Source organism: Flavobacterium sp. (assembly GCF_027533505.1).
GTDB lineage: Bacteria > Bacteroidota > Bacteroidia > Flavobacteriales > Flavobacteriaceae > Flavobacterium.
This window is the reverse complement of sequence record NZ_JAPZUB010000041.1, coordinates 1-17,941: the sequence shown is the minus strand read 5'-3', so window position 1 is coordinate 17,941 and position 17,941 is coordinate 1. Positions and strand designations below refer to the sequence as shown.

Below are 17,941 nucleotides of genomic sequence, written 5' to 3'. Positions count from 1 at the left end.
ACCGCATGTCGAAGAAAGTAAAATATTATTATGATACCGAGAGCTTGGCCTATCGCAAAATCAAGCCTAAAAAACGCACGAAAATTGCGTATGTGCTCTTGTTTCTGGTCGCTTCGGCATTGTTTGGTTTTTTGAGCTTTGTGTTGGTGATGAATACCTCGTACCTAGAGACGCCAAAAGATAAAATGATGAAACGGGAAATTGACAACATGAAAATCAGCTACTCGATTTTGAATAAAAAAATTGAACAGTTGGATGCGGTGTTGACGAGTTTGGAGGAGCGAGACAACAATTTGTATCGGGTGTATTTTAATGCCAATCCGATTGCTCAAGCCGATCGAAGAGCGGGAATCATCACGCAGGATCGGTACCGCGAGTTGGAGGGGTTTAACAACGCTGACTTGGTCATAAACACCCATAAAAAAGTAGATGAGATTGCCAAAGCGTTGGTGGTGCAGTCGCGCTCGTTGGATGCGATTTTGAAAATGGCGAAAACCAAAGGGCGGTTGTTGGCTTCGATTCCGGCGATACAACCGGTGAAGAATGAGGACTTGAAGCAGATGGCCTCGGGATTTGGGTACCGCACGGATCCGTTTACCAAAGCGCGAAAAATGCACGAAGGCATGGACTTTACGGCGCGCACGGGAACTCCGATTTACGCTACGGGTGATGGCGTGGTGAAACGGGCAGACAACGGCTTATCGGGCTACGGAAACCATATTCAAATCAACCACGGGTACGGTTATCTCACACTGTACGCCCATTTGAGTAAGATAAAAGTTAGACCCGGACAGCGGGTAAAACGGGGCGATGTAATTGGCTTTGTAGGCAGCACCGGTCGTAGTGAAGCGCCCCATTTGCATTATGAAGTGCACAAAGGCGGGAAGCCAGTAAATCCGATTAATTTTTATTACGGCAATATTTCGGCGGCAGAATATGTGGTCATTTCGAAAATTGCCAACCAAGAGAACCAATCGCTTGATTAACCATATAAACACAAAGAACTATGCATATTGAACTATCAAAAGATAAATTGTATTTCAGCATTGGGGAAGTCGCCAAAGCCTTTGGGGTCAATGCTTCGTTGATTCGTTTTTGGGATAAGGAATTCGATATTTTGAAACCCAAAAAAAATGCTAAGGGCAACCGCATGTTTACGCAGGAAGATGTCAAAAACCTGCAATTGATATACCATTTGGTGAAAGAGCGCGGATTTACCTTGGAAGGAGCCAAAACCCATTTGAAAGACAAACAGAAAAAAACCTTGGACACGTTTGAAATCATCGCCAAACTCGAAGCGGTTAAAACAGAATTGCAGAAAATTAAAAACGGATTGTAAGACGTAACAATGCTTACGATTTTTGGACTAATTGTAAAACTCTAATTAATATAAACAACTATGAATGCATTAAAAAAATGGATTGTACCGATCGTTATTGGAATTCTATTTCTTTTTGGAATTGGATCGTACAACGGTCTCGTAGGTAAAGAAGAAAATGCAAAAACCGCTTGGTCCAATGTAGAGAGTGCCTACCAGCGCCGAAATGACTTGATCAGTAATTTGGTAAAAACGGTGCAAGGCGCAGCCGATTTTGAAAAATCAACTTTGGAGGCTGTGGTAAATGCACGTGCGAAGGCGACTGATGTTACGATTGATCCACAAAACATTACCCCAGATCAATTAGCAAAATTCCAACAAGCGCAAGCAGGAGTTTCGAGCACACTTTCTCGTTTATTGGTGAGTGTAGAAAAATACCCAGACCTGAAAGCCAATCAAAACTTTTTGGAATTACAGTCGCAATTGGAGGGTACCGAAAACCGCATCAATGTAGCACGTGATCGCTACAACGAATCGATAAACGTGTACAACAAAAGCACGAAAACCTTCCCATCTGTTCTGTTTGCCAAACTCTTTGGATTTGATGAAATGGCGCGGTTCAAAGCCGAAGAAGGCGCCGAAAAAGCACCCGAGGTGAACTTTGATTTCAACAGTAAGAAGTAATTCTGACCTATGTCAACGGTAGAACAATTTTTAACCCCCAACGATGAAAAAGCGGTGGTCATGGCCATCCAAGAAGCGGAAAAAGCGACTTCGGGGGAAATTCGTGTGCATTTGGAAAAAACGCTCACTAAGGAAGCGATGGAACGCGCTTTGGAAGTTTTTTACGAATTGAAAATGGAGGCTACCGCACAACGCAATGGGGTACTAATTTATGTCGCCGTTGAAAGTCGCAAGTTTACCATTTGTGGCGACCAAGGCATACACGAAAAGGTGACCGATACCTTTTGGGATAGCACCAAAGAGGTGATGCAAAACTACTTTCGAGAGGGAAAAAATGCTATGGCACTGTGCGAGGGCATCCGCCTTGTAGGAGAACAGTTAAAACATTATTTCCCTTACACGGAAGAGGACACCAATGAATTAACCAATGAAATTTCAAAAGGATGATCAAATTGGCCTATAAACTCGCTCAGTTCCTCCTTTTGACGGCTATGTTGGCGGTGCATCAATGCAGTTTGGCGCAGGTTACCATACCCAAAAAACCCGGATTTATTCCGCCCATCATCGATAGTACCCAAACCTTGTCGAAAGCGGAATTGGCCTCGTTGTATGAAAAACTTAAAGTGTACTCCGACAGTACCTCGACCGAGATTTTTGTGATGATGGTAAAAACCACCCAAGGGGAATCCATCAATCGGTATGCTACCGATTTGGGACAAGCATGGGAAATTGGTCAAAAAGGAAAAGACAATGGCGTCGTCCTTCTTATTGCGCTTGAAGATCGGAAAATGACGATTGCCACGGGCTATGGCGTTGAGCATTTGCTCACTGATGCTCAGTCGCGACGTATCATTGAACGAGACTTGAAACCTTTTTTCAAAAAAGGGGATTATTACGGGGGCATTCAATCGGGAACTGAAGCGATATTCAAAACCCTCAAAGGCGAATATAAAAACGATCATAAAGGCAAATCGGGCGACACCTTAGTGGGTGGCATCGTCTTTTTTATCTTTTTGATTGTTTTCATTATTATAATCGCGATTGCCTCGCGAAATAAACGTGGCGGCGGGGGCCGTGGTGGCAGCGGATTCAGTGGTCCTGACCTGGCCGACATCATCATTCTTAGCAGCTTAGGACGAGGTTCCGGCGGCAGTTGGGGGGGTGGCTCTTCCGCTGGAGGATGGGGAGGCTTTGGCGGTGGCGGCGGCTTTGGTGGTGGTGGCGCCAGCGGTGATTGGTAGATGCTCCCTTAATTTCCATTGACGCTTATCTTCAACGTTTAATAGTTATATCTAAAACATAAAAAAAGCCTTTCGAAATCGAAAGGCTTTTGTTTTTGTGGGTCATACTGGAATCGAACCAGTGACTTCTACCCTGTCAAGGTAGCACTCTGAACCGCTGAGTTAATGACCCATACAAACTACAGAACGAAGTCCATAAAAAAAGCAAGTCATAGGACTTGCTTTGTGGGCGATGAGGGGTTCGAACCCCCGACCCCCTCGGTGTAAACGAGGTGCTCTGAACCAGCTGAGCTAATCGCCCGATTAGTGCTTGATTGCGGATGCAAATATAAGACTGTTTTTTGTTTCTGCAAGGAAAAAATTAAAAAAAATCAAAAAAGTTCCGCGACTACAAAAGTACTCCCTCCCACATAGATCACATCGTCAGAACCCGCTTGTTTTCTAGCCTCGTTATAAGCTTCTGAAACGGAAGCGAATACCATTCCTTTACACTGAAATTCTTCGGCTTTTTGTCGTAAAACTTCGGCATCTAACCCTCTTGGCACATTGGGTTTACAAAAATAATACAACGCATTTTTTGGAAACAAAGGAAGAATTTCATTCAAATCTTTATCATTGACCACGCCCAACACCAGATGTAATTGCGTAAAGGGTTCCGCCAAAAGTTGTGGCATGACTACCCGAAGTCCATGTGCATTGTGTGCTGTATCGGCAATGATCTTGGGTTGATGCCCCAAAATTTGCCAACGTCCCCGCAGTCCGGTTCGCTCCATTACCTCCATGAATCCCTTTTGTATCGCTTCCTCAGAAATGATAAATTTCCCTTGCGCTTGAAGAACAGCCAAGGTTTGTTGTACCGTTTTTTTATTTGCTTCTTGATAAGCACCCTTCAATACGGAGGGATAAGTTGACGTTTGCAAAACCCCTGCATAATATAAAGGCGCTTGAAGGGCTTGTGCGCGGCTTTCAAAAACCGCCTGTGTTGCGGCCTCCCACTCGCCCACAACGACCGGTACGCCCGCTTTGATTATCCCTGCTTTCTCAGCTGCAATTTCAGGAAGTGTTGTGCCTAAAAATTGCGTGTGGTCCAACCCGATATTGGTAATCACTGCGACTTCGGGAGTAATAATATTGGTTGAATCCAAGCGCCCTCCCATGCCTACCTCAATAATGTTGATATCGGTTTTTCCTGCAACAAAATACGCGAATGCCATTCCTACCGTCAACTCAAAAAAACTCAATTGCTGTTGTTCCAAAAACGCACGATGGGTAGCGATAAAATTCACTACAAAATCAGCTTCAATCGGTTCTCCATTAATTCGTATGCGTTCCCGAAAATCGTTTAAATGGGGTGACGTATACAATCCTACTTTATAGCCTGCTGCTTGTAAGACGGAGGCGAGTAAATGCGACGTTGAACCTTTACCATTGGTGCCCGCTACATGAATGCACGTTAAGGATCGCTCGGGATGGCCCAATACTTCGGCAAAGGCAAGCGTATTGGTTAGATCTTTTTTATAAGCAACCGCTCCCACCTGTTGGTACATCGGTAAACGGGAAAACATCCAAGCAACAGTTTCGGCGTAGTTCATTTCTTTTGTGATAACTAATTTTGAGATAAAATATTTTTCTAAAATTTTAGTTTAGTATTGTAACTGCTTTTATCTTTAGGGCAAATTTGAGAATAATTCCACTATTATAAAACTAAGGAACACTATGAATTTATTTTTTCTTCAAGTTCAAAACGACAGTATCACCCAAGCGACTGGGGCGGTCATTGAAAACACGGTTGCCGTCAAAGAAATTTCCGTTTTGGAGTTTGTTACCAAAGGAGGTTTTTTTCTCATCCCTATTGCACTTTTACTATTTTATACCTTATTCATAATCATTGAGCGTTGGTTGTATATCCACAAACGGTCAAAAATTGACCCTAATCTCACCCGTGATGTGCGTGAGGCGTTAAATTCAGGAGAATTACAACGTGCTGTAGCCATTACCGAACGCAACAACACCGCTTCGGGTTATGTGTTGCGCGAAGGAATTTTAACGATTGGTCGACCAATTTCTGAAATTGAATCCAATATGGAGCGTGCGGCCAATATTGAGGTAGGTGAAATGGAGAAAAAACTGGGACAGTTAGGTTTAATCGCGGGTATTGCACCCACGTTGGGATTCATCGGAACGATTTCTGGAGTAATAAAAATTTTCTATAGCATTTCACAAACAGAAGATATTAGTATTGGTAACATTTCGGGGGGGTTGTACGAAAAAATGATCAGCTCAGGAGCGGGTCTTGTTGTGGGCATCATCGCCTATGCAGCCTACCACTTGTTTAATGGTAAAATTGATGGCTTCGTGTTAAGCATTCAAAAACAAGTTTTAGAGTTTGTCAACATAATTCAACGACCCAATGGTAAGACGAAATAAACGCTTTCATGCTGAAGTCGCGACTTCCTCGTTAAGCGACATCATGTTTTTCCTTTTGTTGTTTTTCTTAATCATTTCCACCTTGGCGAATCCGAATGTGATTAAAATGACGTTGCCCAAGTCAAAAAATAATGAGAAAACGAACAAACAATTAATTAGCCTTTCGGTTACCGAGGAAAAGAGATACTTTTTGGATAAGGAAGAAGTTCCATTTGACCAATTGGAATCGGTATTAATGTCCAAAATCACGCCCGGTTCAGACGAAACCATTGTGGTTCGTATTCCGTATAATCTTCAAGTACAAGATTTAGTCGATGTGCTCCAGATTGGAGTGAAAAACAAACTCAAGTTTGTTATTGCTACAAGTAACAGTCAATAGCAATCGGATTCTATAAAAAAATCCTGCTTTATCGAGCAGGATTTTTTGTATGTATCAATTAATTTTTTAGGCTAACATAGTGACTGGATTTTCCAAGAAAGTGCGTAAGGTTTGTAAAAACGCAGCTCCTGTTGCTCCATCGACGGTTCGATGATCACAGGCTAAGGTTACTTTCATGGTGTGTCCTACTACAATCTGCCCATCACGAACAACAGGTTTTTGAATAATGGCTCCTACCGACAAAATAGCGGAATTAGGCTGGTTGATGATCGAGGTGAACTCCGTGATTCCGAACATACCTAAATTGGAAACGGTAAATGTACTTCCTTCCATTTCGGAAGGTTGTAACTTCTTATTACGCGCTTTCCCTGCTAAATCTTTAACCGCATTTCCAATTTGTGACAACGTCATTTGATCGGTAAACCGTACGACTGGAACAACCAATCCATCCTCTACGGCCACGGCTACACCAATGTGCACGTGGTGATTGATTGTGATGGCTTCATCGCTCCATTGCGAATTTACTTTTGGATGTTTTTTCAAAGCCATCGCACACGCTTTAATCACCATATCGTTGAACGACACTTTGGTATCGGGTACTGAATTAATCACTCCGCGCGACTTCATCGCTTCATCCATGGCAACCTCGATGGTTAAATAAAAATGAGGAGCGGTAAATATGGATTCTGACAAACGACGTGCAATCGTTTTACGCATTTGGGAATTTTTAATTTGCTCTGCAAATTCGGATCCCGCTGGAACGAAAGGTTTCACTTCGGGAGCCGCGGCCGGTGCTGGTGCAACTGGTGCAGAAGCTGTGGCAACAGGAGCCGCTGTAAATTGCTCGACATCACTTTTCACAATACGCCCGTTTTCGCCTGTCCCTTTAACTTGACCTAAATCAATGCCTTTTTCTTTCGCAATTTGACGCGCTAATGGCGATGCAAAAATGCGACCTCCTTCCTGAACTACCGGAGCAGCTACAGGTGTGGCAGAAACTGAAGTTGGGATTTCAGCGGGTGCAGAAGTCGGAGTTGCCGCAGGAACTCCTCCTGATTTCAACGACTCAGCATAAGCAAGTACGTCGGTGCCCGCAGGCCCAATAATCGCCAAAACACTATCTACGGGAGCTGATTCTCCTTCCTGAATGCCTATGTATAATAGCGTTCCTGAATGGAAAGATTCAAACTCCATGGTAGCCTTATCGGTTTCGATTTCAGCCAAAATATCGCCTTCTTTTACGGTATCGCCTACCTTTTTCAACCAAGTGGCCACGGTACCTGTAGTCATGGTATCACTCAAACGAGGCATCGTAATCACTTGAATACCCGCTGGAGCCGTCGCAACAGTGGGTGAGGCCGCCGGAGCATCGGCAGTACCGTTGGAAGCCGGAGCAGCAGTTCCCCCATTCAACAAAGCACTAATGTCTTCCCCAGCCTGACCAATAATGGCCAATAGCGAGTCAACAGGAGCTGACTGACCTTCTTGAATACCGATATGTAAAAGAACCCCAGCGTTGAAAGATTCAAACTCCATGGTGGCTTTATCGGTTTCGATTTCAGCTAAAATATCACCTTCTTTGATCGTATCACCCACTTTTTTCAACCATGTTGCTACCGTTCCTTCGGTCATCGTATCACTCAAGCGGGGCATCGTTACTACTGTTGCCATAATTGCTTATAATTTATGGGGAATAAATGGATAATTCGGTTCTTCATACACCACATCGTACAATTGTTGTACTTCGGGATAAGGGGACTCTTCGGCAAAACGTTCGCACTCGTCCACTAAATTTTTAACACGCTCATCAATCGCTTCGATTTCAGCTTCGGTAGCGTATCCTTTTTCTTTGATAATATCTAAAACTTGCGTGATAGGGTCAATTTTTTTGTATTCCTCTACCTCGTCTTTGGTTCGGTACAATTGCGCATCCGACATCGAGTGTCCTCGGTAACGGTATGTTTTCATTTCTAAAAACGTAGGTCCATCGCCGCGACGTGCCCGCTCAATGGCTTCATGCATGGCTTCGGCCACTTTTACAGGATTCATCCCATCTACGGGACCGCAAGGCATTTCATACCCTAATCCTAATTTCCAAATATCGGTATGATTTGCGGTTCGCTCTACAGAAGTTCCCATGGCGTACCCGTTATTTTCACAAATAAAAACCACCGGCAACTTCCAGTTCATCGCCATATTAAAAGCCTCATGAAGTGACCCTTGACGCGCTGCACCGTCTCCAAAATAGGTTAGCGTTACCCCACCTGTTTCAAAATATTTGTCGGCAAAAGCGATTCCGGCTCCCACTGGGATTTGTGCTCCAACGATTCCGTGTCCGCCATAAAACCCATGTTCTTTGGAAAAAATGTGCATTGAACCTCCCATTCCTTTGGATGTACCTGTCACTTTTCCATACAACTCTGCCATAACTTTACGAGGATCTACGCCCATTCCAATGGGTTGCACGTGGTTACGGTAAGCGGTAATCATTTTGTCTTTGGATAAATCCATCGCGTGCAAGGCACCGGCCAATACCGCTTCCTGTCCGTTATATAAGTGAAGGAAACCTCTAACTTTTTGTTGAATATACACAGCAGCGAGACGGTCTTCAAACTTTCTCCAGAACTGCATATCTTCATACCATTGCAGGTAAACTTCTTTGGTAATTTCTTTCATTTTGACTGAATTACTGCGTTTTACAAAATTTTGTGGGCACGATTATGCGAAATTGTTTACATCACGGAATAATCGGAATGCAAAAATAGAATAATGATTGTAGAACTAAAAATTAAATCCCCTAAAAATATAGTTTTTAGCAACCGTTTAGAGGGGGAAATATTAACTACATCGTTTTAGCTTACAAGGCGGTTTTATCAAAAGTCAACGGCAACAAATTGGCAATAGACTCGGATTGATACACTACCCCTTTTTCACCCATAAAATAAATGGCTATGGGTGTATCTTGTCGAAACTCGTACTCGGCAATCGACTGACGGCATGCCCCACACGGCGGAATTGGCGACAGCGTAGGATTGGTCTCAGAAGCAGCGGTGATAACCAGCGTCGTGATCACGGCATCAGGATATAATGCACCGGCTTGAAATATAGCGACACGTTCAGCACAAAGTCCGGAGGGATAGGCTGCATTTTCCTGGTTGGAACCCACAACTACTTCACCATTATCCAAAAGCAAAGCAGCTCCCACACGAAAGCGTGAATAAGGGGCATAGGCTGTATTTCGTGCAGCAATCGCTTTTTCCATCAAAGCTTGCACTTCGCTCGGCGTTTGGTCAAGCGCATCGTAGACTGTAAAAACCGTTTGAATGGTAAGTTCTTTCATAAGGTATTGCGGAAAAAAAATCCAAACTTCAAAGTGAAATTTGGATTGTATCATTGGTAATTAAAAACGATTAATAATCTTCATATTTGTCGCCAAAATTAAACGTCAGCGAAAAACGAAGTGTATTTTCTAGAGGGTTTCGAATGCGGGAGGCGGAAAATAAGTAGGAAACATCTACGCGTACGATATTGTACTTAAATCCAGCACCAAGAGTAAAAAACTTACGTCCTCCTTTATCTTTACTTTCATTGAAATAACCCAAACGCATAGCAAAAGCATCTTGGTAATTGTACTCGGCACCTACCGAATAACTCACTTCTCGTAATTCTTCGGAAAACCCTCCAGGGGCATCCCCAAAGGAACGGAAAATACCCGACACCCAATTGATCCGTTTGTATTCTTCAGTAGCCAATTGCATATCGACAGAGTCTATTGTCCCGTCATTATTCATATCCGTTCCATTGTATGTTCCATTATCGAAACCCACTTGAGGCGTAGGAACCAATAATTTTTGGGCTTCAACATTCAAAGATACTTTATTGTATTCGTCCAAAATGAAATCAAATCCACCTCCCAAACGCATGTTGGCGGGAATAAAATTGGAATTTAAATCACTTTGATCATTGTCATAACTGATTTTAGGTCCTAAATTTTGGAAATTGAATCCCAAACGATAGCGCCCGTTAAAATCATCTAGTGCAAATTCTTCCGACTGAAAAAAACCGGCAACGTCGAAGGCAAAAGTGTTGGCTGCACGAGCATCTGTAGTCGCATCAGGAATTCGTAAATTGGAGCGAATATAGCGTCCGGCCACCGCCATACTGAAACGGTCACTCAACTTAAGGGCATACGACCCATCTAAAGCCAACTCATTCGGTTTGACCACATTGGCGGGATCGTCAAAACTTTGGCGCAACTCGATTTCTCCCAAACTAAAAAATCGTAAGGAACCGGCAAAAGCACTTCGCTCATTAATACGATTGTAATAGGTCACTTGTCCCAAAGAAATGTCGTTGACCAATTGCGTCAAATAAGGGGTATACCCTAACGAGAACCCTTGTTTATCGGTAGCAAAGGCAAACTTGGCAGGATTCCATTGTTGTGCATAGGCATCCGCAGAAGTGGCCACCCCTTGATCACCCAAGCCAGCCGCTCGGGCGTCGGAGGCAATCATTAAAAAGGGAACGCCAGTAGTGATAACTCGTTGTTGTGCGTTTATTGTAGTTGTGATGCTTAGGAGGCTCAGCGCCCATAATAGCTTCTTCATTGTTGCAATTTAAAAAAGTTAACAAATATAGTATTTTTTACAGTATAACCAATTTTTCAATTTTTTCCGCAGTATTCCCATTGAGGGTCGATCGTACCGTTAGTTTGTATACATACACCCCTTTCCCGATTTTTGAACCAAAATCATCGAGTCCATCCCATTGAATTTGGCGACTTAAAAAACCTTCTGTGGTTACTGTTTGGTTGATCGTTTTTACAATTTTACCTGTGATGGTAAAAATCTGAACTTGAACTTCTAAAGGTTCAAAAGGGCGGTTATGATTGAACCAAAACTCGGTGTAATTCACAAAAGGGTTGGGGTAATTTAAGACATTCGTCAAGGTAATCCCATTACCGTCTGCCACCACAAAATGAATCTCTACAGTTACAGGGTTGTTATACACATCCCAAGCTTTGAAAACAATGGTATGGGGCCCTTTTGCTAAATCACGAAAGGGAAAACGAATTTTTCCTTTGGTAAAATCATTCAGCTCCGTTTCGTAGTAATCATTCAGCACAAATGGATTCATTTCATCGCCATCCAAAATTGCAATGATATCATGTCCGATTCCACTTGCTGTATTAATCCCATGTTCATCCTCTAAAAAGGCTAATAAAAATGGGGATGCATTAGTAATTCCACCGTCGACAAAACTTTCATCATTCATATATAAGCGGGCACGGGGACCTAAATTATCGGCCACTGCAGCTGTATTGACACCACCCACTCGAATATCAAAACTGTGTCCCGTACGATCGGTGTTGACTTGAGTACCTTTGGCATAAAAACTCACCCGCCCGGGTCCCAAAGGAATACGAATATCACGAGGCACAACAAAGGTGACCTCAAACTGGCCATTGACCACACTCACATTCCCTCGAAAAATGGTTTCGCCTAAATTCTCAAAAGTGAGCGGAGTGGTAAATCCATCGTTATTTAATGCATTTTTGGTAAAGTTTTTATCAAAAACATTGATGGCTAATTCTCCATTGTAACTGGATAAAAGCTGGCCGTTTTCATCTTGCACCTCACCGCTTAATTTGATGGTAGCCAGCGCTTTTAAATCGTCGGTAGGTTGCGTTATAGGAACGTCATTAATTTTGGTTAAAACTACTTTAGGTTGGGCGATGGCCAATTTCAAAGCAGGATCGCCCAAATAGAAAACTACCCGTGTCGCCGAATTATTATTGGACATATTTTTTGCTTGACGCAAAGCCTCGGCAATTGACACATACGTATTCGAACCGTACGCAAAGAGTTTACTCGACAAGTTATCGTTGAAATTTTCAGCCTGAAACTGCCCAATAGAGCGAATGGTTGTTATCAAGGAAATCGCCCCCCCTCGAGGATTCCAATAAGTATATTCCCCTGCTGTGGGTCGTAAAGGATTGTCAAAACGCGAAAACTCACAGGTAATTGTGATAAATAAAGGGTAACGAAAACGGTTCTGATAATTAAATCCGTCAAATTTATCCCACAAGCGCTCTGCGGTTAAACCGTCTTCTCCTCCATGGCCTAAATAATTAAACACCAAGGCACCTTTTTCAAAGGCATTACTCAAATCCAATTTGGCTTGCGGATATCGATCGCCTCCCGAAGAGGTTTGTTGCACATAGGAATCCAAAAATATCTTTCTGAAGTTGATAAACGGTTTTTGGGTGTAAATGGCATCGGTGAGTATGTTTTGACGCACTTGAAGGCTAGCATCAGGATCTTTGTCGGCGTCATCAGAGATGGAAACATAATTATTTCGCCAACTCCCATAGGATTGTAAATCGTGATATTCAATCACTTTATTCACCATTTCAGCGGCTTGCTGTGGAGTAGACACCAACATACGTCCCACCGCAAAGTCAGCCGCAAAACCTGACAATGGATCGCCCTCTGTTGCATCCATCAACGCAAAAAAATCATCGGAGGCAAAAGAAGTTTCTCCCGAAAAATAACTACTTAACGCATGGTAAATAGGAACTATATTGGTGTTGTTGGAAATTCTATTTTTAAAATCATACGATGCATCGCCAAATAAATTCAAATATTTTACCCGATTGGAAGGCTGCGAAGCATTGTGATAGATGTAGCGCATTAGGTTGCGAATAGCCCCAATATCTTGCTTTCCGCTATTAAATTCCTGATAAATCATGGGCAATGTTACGACTTTAACATTGTAGCTATGGTAGGAACGATGAAAATTGGCCAAAACTTCGGCCTGACTCTTTAAATTTTCGGGCGTTACAATGACGTAATCAATATCACGAAAAGTGCCGTTATCATCCAAGAACAAAGTGCCTTTCAAGTTTTGATTGGCAACTCCTGGATTAGATTCACGCAAAGGTGTGAAATAGTCTGCTTCAGAAACCGCAATGAATCGTTTGGGTGAACCCAATGCTGTTTTGAATGAAAACGAAGCTCCAGTAGTATTGGAAACTTGCGTTACATTATAGATATCGCTGATGTCCCAAACCTGTTGTACCGTAGAAGCATTGCTGATTTGAAACTCGCCAATTCCTGTGGTGAACGCTGCATTCTCATCGGTAAATCGGAACTGTTTGCCGGTTCCCGTTAAATTAGAGCGAGTCTTTATAATTATATAATCCAAAAATCCACGAGCTGTTGGAACACCTTCATTATCGTAAGTTAGTTTCACCGTGTAATTTTGAGTGGTGGCAATAGTGGTGTTTAGATAGTTGTGAGAAGCTTCGGTTCCTGAATCGGGTATCACGGCCGACAGGTTGAGGGTACCTGCATTTTGACCATTAACGGCGACCTTAAAGTTGGATGTAGCAAACGAATTACCCCCTGCATGAATGGTTAAACGGGTTATGGCTGAAGGGGCAATAGTTGGAAAAGAAAATTCAAACTCTTGCTCATTATCGGTACTGAAATTTTCACCAAACCAAACCCGTCCCAATCGCCCTATGTTATTTAAATCGACTTCATGGTAGCGATAATCATCAAAAGTGGTAAATACTTGCGTAGGCGCTCCAGCAGGTTGGGTCATTGGAGCCATGCGTTTTCCATTATCAGCACCAACCACCACGTAATAATACGACCGATCTGCATAAAGATTTAAATGGGTTTCGTTTTCAGCACTCCAATTGTCCATTCCTTCACAATACATGAGGATGTAATCTTCATTATCAAAACTTCCGTCGGCTTCTCCTACAAATTGAATGGCATTTTCCTCGGGATCAAAAGGAAAATCGACTTGATTGGATAACGGTACCATTCGACCCCCATGACCAAAAATTTTAATTTTTCGCGGATCCGTGTTCACAGGCACACCCAAACTACTCAAGAAACTGCGGGTAAGTTTGTATACGCCCGATTTTTCTACATAAAAACGTCTGATAGATCCCGAAGACAACATTGAATTAGTTAAAGAGGGAACACTATTGGTTTGAAGTGGTGCGGCTTTATTGGAATTTTGAAGCACATAATTAAAAGAGAGTAATTTCTGATATTGCCCGTTGACTTTCACAAAAGGAGACAAACGCACCTGTACCATTGGAGTTGTTCTGTTGAAGTAGCTAAAAACTTCTTTCTGTAATGTTTCTTTTATGACAGATTTATCCAAAATCCCCAATTCAGTTTCAGCCATAGGGGTATATACCGGATTTTGAATGAGGACATCAGCATTGAGCAATCCTGAAGATGAACTTAATTTAAAGGTAAAATAAACCGCTTTTTTTTCAGCGTCAAATTCAAAACCATCATTGGAAAAATGAGGTATTGCAATAGAATTCAAGCCTTGTTTATAGTTTTGCTTGGTCGACCAAATAAGAGTATGCTGCCCTGAATTTTGGGCATACGAAAAAACTATGGAGAAAATTCCAAGTAGAATAGCAACTTTTTTCATCAGTATGCAAACGTTATAATCAAAGGTTTATTTTGAAAAAGTAAAATTAATTTTTTCAAAGGTATACAATATCAAAAGAAATGTTACGTTTTGTTAAAGACGAAAAAAAATACAGTTTCTTAAAAAAGTTGTTGCAATATCAAGGTTAATGCTTATATTGCGCCACTAAAATTAATTACCTACTAACGAGTATGAAAGTAAACAAATTTATGGCAATGCGATGGTTTTTTGCGGTAATTTTGCTGGCCGGATTCTCCAGTTGTAGCAAGAAATCGAGCTCCAACACCGGATCGAAAGCCACAGGCTGGAAAATTAACGACAAAAAAGGAGGGTTTCAATATGCCTCTAAATTCAAAAAACAAGAAACCGGTCCCGGATTGGTTTTAGTGGAAGGCGGTACTTTCACCATGGGTAAAGTGGCCGATGATCCGATGCACGACTGGAACAACACCCCAAATCAACAGCACGTGCAATCGTTTTATATGGACGAAACCGAAGTAACGAATCTCATGTACATGGAGTACTTGGATTGGTTAAAACGCGTTTTCCCTCCAGAAGAAGAAAATTATAAAAACATTTACGAAGGGGCTATCCCTGATACGCTTGTTTGGAGAGATCGTTTGGGTTACAACGAAACGATGACCAACAACTATCTTCGTCACCCTTCCTATGCAGAATATCCTGTAGTGGGTGTAAATTGGATTCAAGCCACTGAATTTGCAAAATGGAGAACCAATCGTGTAAACGAGGCTATCCTTGAGCGTGAAGGTTATTTGAAAAAAGATGCCAAGGTGACTGAAGCCAAAGCAGATGCGACTTTTGACACTGAAACATATTTAGCAGCACCTACCAAAACTTTTGGGGGTAACGAAGAAGTTGTTTTAAAAGGTCGTCGTGGAGCCAAAGCTAAAGCTACTACCAATGCTAAAGGTGAAACACAAGAAGCTAAAAACGTGTATGCGCAACGTACCTCTGGGTTAATCTTACCAGAATATCGTTTACCCACTGAAGCAGAATGGGAATATGCAGCTGCTGCTGATATCGGACAGCGCGAATACAACATCTACAAAGGACAGAAAAAATATCCATGGTCTGGTGGTTATACCCGCTCAAGCAAACGACAAATTCGCGGAGACCAATTGGCTAACTTCAAGCAAGGTAAAGGGGATTACGGTGGATTGGCAGGATGGTCTGATGACGGTGCTGACATTACCAACAAAGTAAAATCGTACCCTCCAAATGATTTTGGATTGTATGATATGGCTGGTAACGTAGCCGAATGGGTTGCTGATGTATACCGCCCTATTGTAGACGATGAGGCCAACGACTTCAACTACTATCGTGGAAACGTATATACCAAAAACAAAATTGGTGAAGATGGTAAAGTAGAATTAGTGACGGCTGAAACACAACGTTTTGACACCTTACCAAATGGAAAAGTAATCTCTAGAAACTTTATCGGACAAATTGCTCAAGTAGCGGTTGATGAAAAAGAGACATATTTGCGTCAAAACTTTGACAAAAGCGATCACAGAAACTACCGTGATGGGGACAAACAATCGACACGTTATTTCGATTTTGGCTCTGAAGGTGGTACCGAAGCGAAGCTAAAGGATGATCAACGCATGTATGATTCTCCAAAACATAATGTAAGTGTGGATTCCATAGGGAATATGATTCGTAAATTCGACCGTTCTAACAAGCGTTCGACGCTTATCAACGATGATGTTCGTGTTTACAAAGGGGGTTCTTGGAGAGACAGAGCGTATTGGCTTGACCCAGCGCAACGCCGTTATTTCCCTCAGGATATGGCCACAGATTATATTGGTTTCCGTTGTGCGATGTCACGTGTTGGACCCAAATCAGATCAAAAGAAAACTGCACGCAATAAAAAGCGTTAATCACAATATCATTTAGACAAAAGAAGCCCTATTTTTAGGGCTTTTTTTATATTTTTAAAACATGAATATAGCGAACTTGTACGAAGCTTTTTTAAGCTGTGCTTCTCTTAGTATTGATACGCGTACCATTGGCCAAAACAGCCTATTTGTGGCTTTAAAAGGAGAGCGTTTTGACGCAAACACATTTGCCCAAAATGCACTTAAACTTGGAGCATCTTATGTCATCATCGATAATGCAGACTACTATATTGACGAACGCACCCTTCTTGTTGAGGATAGTTTAGTAGCATTACAAAAATTGGCGCAATTCCATCGCAGGAAATTAGGTATACCCATTGTCGCACTTACCGGTAGTAATGGAAAAACGACGACAAAAGAACTTATATTGGCTGTACTTTCGAAAAAATACAACACTAAAGCTACCAAAGGAAATTTAAATAACCATATCGGTGTTCCCTTAACGCTTCTTAGTTTTACCCAAGATACAGAAATAGGCATAGTAGAAATGGGAGCTAACCATCAAAAAGAAATCGAACTCCTTTGCGAAATTGCTGAACCTGATTACGGTTACATCACTAATTTTGGTAAAGCACACTTAGAAGGATTTGGTGGTGTTGAAGGGGTGATCAAAGGAAAAAGCGAAATGTATACCTATTTATTCACCCATCAGAAATTGGCCTTCATCAATGGCGATGATGTGATACAAAGGGAAAAATCTAAGACACACCCTCGCTTCATCTTTACTGCAAAAGAAATCAATGCTAATGTTACTTTTGGTCCAATTGAAGCCAACCCTTTTGTGACCATTGCATATCAAAACACTGTGATTTATTCTCATTTAATTGGCTTGTACAATGCCACCAATATCTGTGCAGCAATCACCATAGGAAACTACTTTAAAGTGGACACAGAAGCGATTAAAGAAGCCGTTGAAGGGTACATCCCAGAAAACAATCGTTCGCAAATCATTCAAAAGAATAACTACGAAATCATATTGGATGCTTACAATGCGAATCCTAGTAGTTTGAAATTAGCTTTAGAAAATTTTATGCAATTAACCAAAACTCCGAAAATTGCTATACTAGGCGACATGTTTGAACTCGGCTCTGAAAGTGAAGAGGAACACCGACAAATAGTACAATTAATTCCTGATTCGCCTGAATTAGTATGTCATTTTATCGGAAAATGCTTTGATAGCGTTAAAACCATCCAAAAAAACCTTCACTTTTACCCTGATTTTGAAGCATTCAAAGCTCAATTTAAAACCCATCCCCCTGCTGTAGTCTTGATTAAAGGAAGTCGTGGCATGGCCCTTGAACGTGCCTTAGAATTGTTTTAAAAAAGCTTAGTAAATTTTATTTGCTCCTTTATGGAAACTCATAACTCATAACTCATAATTCATAACTCATAATTCATTTGCGCCGCACCGATAAAAAAAATGAGGCCCTTCAACTTGAAGGGCCTCACTAAAAACAAGGCGGCGGTTCGACCGTAGGGACACGCCGCACCGATAAAAAAAAGAGTC

Annotated in this window: 15 protein-coding genes and 2 tRNA genes; 9 read left to right on the top strand and 8 right to left on the bottom strand. The window is 41.9% G+C overall.

What is annotated here, in order from left to right; genetic code table 11:
* The first annotated feature begins 5 nt into the window (after positions 1-5).
* Genes O9316_RS09320 through O9316_RS09300 form a run of 5 tightly spaced genes read left to right on the top strand, consistent with a single transcriptional unit; the run spans position 6 to position 3,243 of the window.
* Positions 6-986: a M23 family metallopeptidase gene (locus O9316_RS09320; protein ID WP_298203868.1), complete on the top strand. Its 981-nt coding sequence runs from the start codon at positions 6-8 to the stop codon at positions 984-986.
* Positions 987-1,006: 20 nt separating this feature from the next.
* Positions 1,007-1,339, top strand: coding sequence for a MerR family transcriptional regulator (locus O9316_RS09315; RefSeq protein WP_073364290.1), 333 nt, complete (start codon positions 1,007-1,009; stop codon positions 1,337-1,339).
* 60 nt (positions 1,340-1,399) lie between these two features.
* Positions 1,400-2,002 carry a LemA family protein gene (locus O9316_RS09310; protein ID WP_298203867.1) on the top strand — a complete coding sequence of 201 codons (603 nt, stop codon included), beginning with the start codon at positions 1,400-1,402 and terminating at the stop codon, positions 2,000-2,002.
* A 9-nt stretch (positions 2,003-2,011) separates the two neighbouring features.
* Entirely contained in the window at positions 2,012-2,449 is a 438-nt protein-coding gene (locus tag O9316_RS09305; RefSeq protein ID WP_298203866.1) for a TPM domain-containing protein, read from the top strand.
* Positions 2,446-3,243 carry a YgcG family protein gene (locus tag O9316_RS09300; RefSeq protein WP_298203865.1) on the top strand — a complete coding sequence of 266 codons (798 nt, stop codon included), beginning with the start codon at positions 2,446-2,448 and terminating at the stop codon, positions 3,241-3,243. Before O9316_RS09305 ends, O9316_RS09300 begins: the two co-directional genes overlap by 4 nt.
* Before the next feature lie 98 nt (positions 3,244-3,341).
* Here O9316_RS09300 and O9316_RS09295 read toward each other — a convergent pair.
* The 3 genes from O9316_RS09295 to O9316_RS09285 all read right to left on the bottom strand — a co-directional run bounded on the left by O9316_RS09295 (position 3,342) and on the right by O9316_RS09285 (position 4,835).
* Positions 3,342-3,415, bottom strand: a tRNA-Val gene (locus tag O9316_RS09295).
* Between the two features lie 54 nt (positions 3,416-3,469).
* Positions 3,470-3,544: transfer RNA gene (locus O9316_RS09290), tRNA-Val, on the bottom strand.
* A 70-nt stretch (positions 3,545-3,614) separates the two neighbouring features.
* Positions 3,615-4,835, bottom strand: a complete 1,221-nt coding sequence (locus O9316_RS09285; RefSeq protein WP_298203864.1) for a folylpolyglutamate synthase/dihydrofolate synthase family protein — start codon at positions 4,833-4,835, stop codon at positions 3,615-3,617.
* A gap of 124 nt (positions 4,836-4,959) precedes the next feature.
* On the opposite strand from O9316_RS09285, the gene O9316_RS09280 reads away from it, so the two are divergent.
* Both O9316_RS09280 and O9316_RS09275 read left to right on the top strand, forming a co-directional pair.
* Positions 4,960-5,670 carry a MotA/TolQ/ExbB proton channel family protein gene (locus O9316_RS09280; RefSeq protein ID WP_298203863.1) on the top strand — a complete coding sequence of 237 codons (711 nt, stop codon included), beginning with the start codon at positions 4,960-4,962 and terminating at the stop codon, positions 5,668-5,670.
* Complete coding sequence (locus tag O9316_RS09275) at positions 5,654-6,049, top strand: biopolymer transporter ExbD (protein ID WP_073364112.1); 396 nt, start codon at positions 5,654-5,656, stop codon at positions 6,047-6,049. Before O9316_RS09280 ends, O9316_RS09275 begins: the two co-directional genes overlap by 17 nt.
* Positions 6,050-6,115: 66 nt before the next feature.
* Here the strand turns inward: O9316_RS09275 and O9316_RS09270 are convergent, their stop codons facing one another.
* From O9316_RS09270 to porU, 5 genes are all read right to left on the bottom strand, one after another.
* On the bottom strand, positions 6,116-7,720 hold the full coding sequence (locus O9316_RS09270) for a pyruvate dehydrogenase complex dihydrolipoamide acetyltransferase (RefSeq protein WP_288041278.1): 1,605 nt from the start codon (positions 7,718-7,720) through the stop codon (positions 6,116-6,118).
* A gap of 6 nt (positions 7,721-7,726) precedes the next feature.
* Positions 7,727-8,725, bottom strand: coding sequence for a pyruvate dehydrogenase (acetyl-transferring) E1 component subunit alpha (gene pdhA, locus O9316_RS09265; RefSeq protein ID WP_288041279.1), 999 nt, complete (start codon positions 8,723-8,725; stop codon positions 7,727-7,729).
* 181 nt (positions 8,726-8,906) lie between these two features.
* Positions 8,907-9,389, bottom strand: a complete 483-nt coding sequence (gene cdd, locus O9316_RS09260; RefSeq protein ID WP_288041282.1) for a cytidine deaminase — start codon at positions 9,387-9,389, stop codon at positions 8,907-8,909.
* A gap of 70 nt (positions 9,390-9,459) precedes the next feature.
* Positions 9,460-10,656, bottom strand: coding sequence for a type IX secretion system outer membrane channel protein PorV (gene porV, locus O9316_RS09255; protein WP_298203862.1), 1,197 nt, complete (start codon positions 10,654-10,656; stop codon positions 9,460-9,462).
* A 37-nt stretch (positions 10,657-10,693) separates the two neighbouring features.
* Positions 10,694-14,515, bottom strand: a complete 3,822-nt coding sequence (porU, locus tag O9316_RS09250) for a type IX secretion system sortase PorU (RefSeq protein WP_298203861.1) — start codon at positions 14,513-14,515, stop codon at positions 10,694-10,696.
* 191 nt (positions 14,516-14,706) lie between these two features.
* On the opposite strand from porU, the gene gldJ reads away from it, so the two are divergent.
* Both gldJ and murF read left to right on the top strand, forming a co-directional pair.
* Complete coding sequence (gldJ, locus tag O9316_RS09245; protein ID WP_298203860.1) at positions 14,707-16,416, top strand: gliding motility lipoprotein GldJ; 1,710 nt, start codon at positions 14,707-14,709, stop codon at positions 16,414-16,416.
* Between the two features lie 61 nt (positions 16,417-16,477).
* Positions 16,478-17,755: a UDP-N-acetylmuramoyl-tripeptide--D-alanyl-D-alanine ligase gene (gene murF, locus O9316_RS09240; protein WP_298203859.1), complete on the top strand. Its 1,278-nt coding sequence runs from the start codon at positions 16,478-16,480 to the stop codon at positions 17,753-17,755.
* Positions 17,756-17,941: the final 186 nt, after the last annotated feature.